Annotated in this window: 6 protein-coding genes; all 6 read right to left on the bottom strand. The window is 36.0% G+C overall.

Annotated elements, in window-relative coordinates:
* Positions 1-2: 2 nt before the first annotated feature.
* A complete protein-coding gene (locus BN52_RS05140) occupies positions 3-191 on the bottom strand; it encodes a hypothetical protein (protein WP_040473421.1) in 189 nt (62 codons plus the stop codon).
* Positions 192-295: 104 nt separating this feature from the next.
* Positions 296-580 (bottom strand): phage tail terminator family protein, encoded by a 285-nt coding sequence (locus tag BN52_RS05145; protein WP_008473251.1) that lies wholly within the window; start codon positions 578-580, stop codon positions 296-298.
* Positions 577-978, bottom strand: a complete 402-nt coding sequence (locus BN52_RS05150; RefSeq protein WP_008473252.1) for an HK97 gp10 family phage protein — start codon at positions 976-978, stop codon at positions 577-579. Before BN52_RS05150 ends, BN52_RS05145 begins: the two co-directional genes overlap by 4 nt.
* Positions 975-1,337, bottom strand: a complete 363-nt coding sequence (locus BN52_RS05155) for a hypothetical protein (protein WP_008473254.1) — start codon at positions 1,335-1,337, stop codon at positions 975-977. Before BN52_RS05155 ends, BN52_RS05150 begins: the two co-directional genes overlap by 4 nt.
* Positions 1,334-1,705 carry a head-tail connector protein gene (locus BN52_RS05160; RefSeq protein ID WP_008473256.1) on the bottom strand — a complete coding sequence of 124 codons (372 nt, stop codon included), beginning with the start codon at positions 1,703-1,705 and terminating at the stop codon, positions 1,334-1,336. The genes BN52_RS05155 and BN52_RS05160 overlap by 4 nt, the downstream gene beginning before the upstream one ends.
* Before the next feature lie 17 nt (positions 1,706-1,722).
* On the bottom strand, positions 1,723-2,247 hold the full coding sequence (locus tag BN52_RS10210; protein WP_206740560.1) for a hypothetical protein: 525 nt from the start codon (positions 2,245-2,247) through the stop codon (positions 1,723-1,725).
* Positions 2,248-2,358 lie beyond the last annotated feature (111 nt).

The raw sequence follows: 2,358 nt of genomic DNA on the forward strand, positions 1-2,358 counted from the left end.
AATTACATACCTCCTTTAAAATCTTCAATTACTTTCTTAGCTTCAGCAATTGTATAAGTTTTGTTATCTTCTAACGCAGCATTAATGATTGCTGTGTTATTTGTACCAGGGAATAAACCAGCTTGCTTAATTTGAGCCTTAGTGTACTCAACTTCAGCGCTATTCCCTGCTGTTTTCTTTTGTTCTTGCATTTAAATCTAAACTCCTTTGTTTTGGTGAAAGATCTGGCTTGTACATCCGCAAAACAAGATCAAAATCACACGTCAACGTATGTTCATTAGTATCTACACTGAATTCACGATTTCTTAGCAAAGTCAGGCAATACCGTTAGATTATCCATTAGCAGTGCTTCCATTTCATCTAATGATTCATTAGCATTTTTTTCTGGTGGAAAATAAACAACTTGAAATGGCATTTTTCTAACTTCATAATCAAAAAGTTCTGGCTTTAGAGTTGTATTTCCTGCTCTGCCTATAAAAAAACACGGTTCATCAAACCCATTAGGTTGATTCTCCGTGTAAATTGTTGTGTTCGGTGAGATACGAGCTAACTCATCCGCTATTCTTTCAATTATTGTCATGATAATAAATCCCTAAAAGCCCATAAGCCAGGTGTTATCAGATCAGGCAGTTGAGAGCTTATCGCATTCAAGAAATTCTTCATAAAGAATTGACCTGGTACCCAGTTCTTGCCGCCACGAGTTCTGTGGCCGCGTTCAACATAGGAAGCATACTCGGTAGGATTGCTGACTTTAACAACCCAGCCACCGCCACTTACAGAAGGACCTTCAGCAGTCCAATTTTTACGCAAATCGCCAGTGTCAACAGGAGTATTACTCTTAAGCGTTCTGATGGCTTGTACACCAATACGCTTAGTGCTTTGACCGATCTCTTTTTTTAGTTGGCCACTGTCTATCCTTCCTTTAACACGACTAGCCCAAGCTTGAAATTCTGCATCGTCAACAGTTCCCAAACTCATGCTTTTTCATCCCTTACCATTGCAATCTCTTGATGTGAGTAATAGCCAGAATATCCCTTACTGGAACGTTTGTATTTAGTAGTATTACCGTTTTGATCAGTAATATAAATAACCGCCCCAGCAGGAATATCAATGCCATTACGGATTAGTAACTTAGCGTTTGCTTCATCAGTGCCAAAAATAGTTTGAGTACCTGCAGATTGTCCTTTAAGAATAACTTTACAAGGTTCATTTTCTACTATTGTGGTTTCAACACTATTAGTAATATGATTCTTAGTTACTTTTTTAGTACCAATGATTTTTGCTTTATCCGTCCATAACAAAGAGACTGCCTTTTTTAAGCCTTCAAATTTACTCATTCTGGTAGTCTCCTGAAGTTATTTAAGATATTAGTGTAATTATCCGTAATAGGATTTAAACCTTGTAGAGCTAAATAAATATCACTCATAGGCTTAAATGTAACACTGGTATCACCTTCATTTAGTGATTGAATGTTAGTAGCACTCTCGCCATCAAGAAATCCATTTACCTTAATTGCTTGAACTGTCATGTTAACCACTACAGTAGATAATTCATTAGGTAGTTCATCAATTGGAATATTACAGTAATTAGCAATGTCATTCATGATTTTATCAACTGTAAAATCAATAATCTTATCATAATCAGGATTTTCATTATTGTTAGGGATTAACAATTTAACTTGATTAACAATGTGTTCTTTATCCATCCAATCACCACCTTATGCTACTTTACTAAAGCTAACAAGTCGTTCTTAGTAGTCTTACCAGAGAAGTCAATCTTATGAGCAGTTAGATAGGCTTTGATTTCTTCAATAGTACTAGCTTCAGTTGGCTTTACATTAGCAGGATCTGCTTTCTTAACAAGCTTTGATGAATCTGATAAATCCTTAACACCAGTAGCATCACCAACAACAACTTCATAACCCTTAGTCTTGGTACTTAATAAGAGAACATCATCATATGATTGTTCGTAGTACAAGTAGTTACCTGAAGTTGAAGCAGATGGTTGATCAAATCCAACAAAAGAGTATTTTTCAGGTGCAATTTGAACACCATTGCTAATTAAGAACATTTCAATTTGCTTAGCATCAGATTTCATCTTTGAGCCAACAGTGAAATCAAAAGTGGTTTGCATTAAATCAGACGGAACAACATTAATGGTTACTTCATCCAATGAGTGGACTGTACGAGTAATAGCTGAAGGATCAGAAATAACTACAGTACGGTTCATAGCATCTGCACGCTTCAAGATTGAATTCATCTTAGGAGTTACGTACAAGACTAAGTGTAAAATAATTTGCGGTAAGGTAAAGAACAAATGAAAAAGGAGTCAAATCCCCCTAGGGACTTGACTCCAAAA

It is taken from the genome of Lactobacillus gigeriorum DSM 23908 = CRBIP 24.85 (genome assembly GCF_000296855.1).
Classification (GTDB): domain Bacteria; phylum Bacillota; class Bacilli; order Lactobacillales; family Lactobacillaceae; genus Lactobacillus; species Lactobacillus gigeriorum.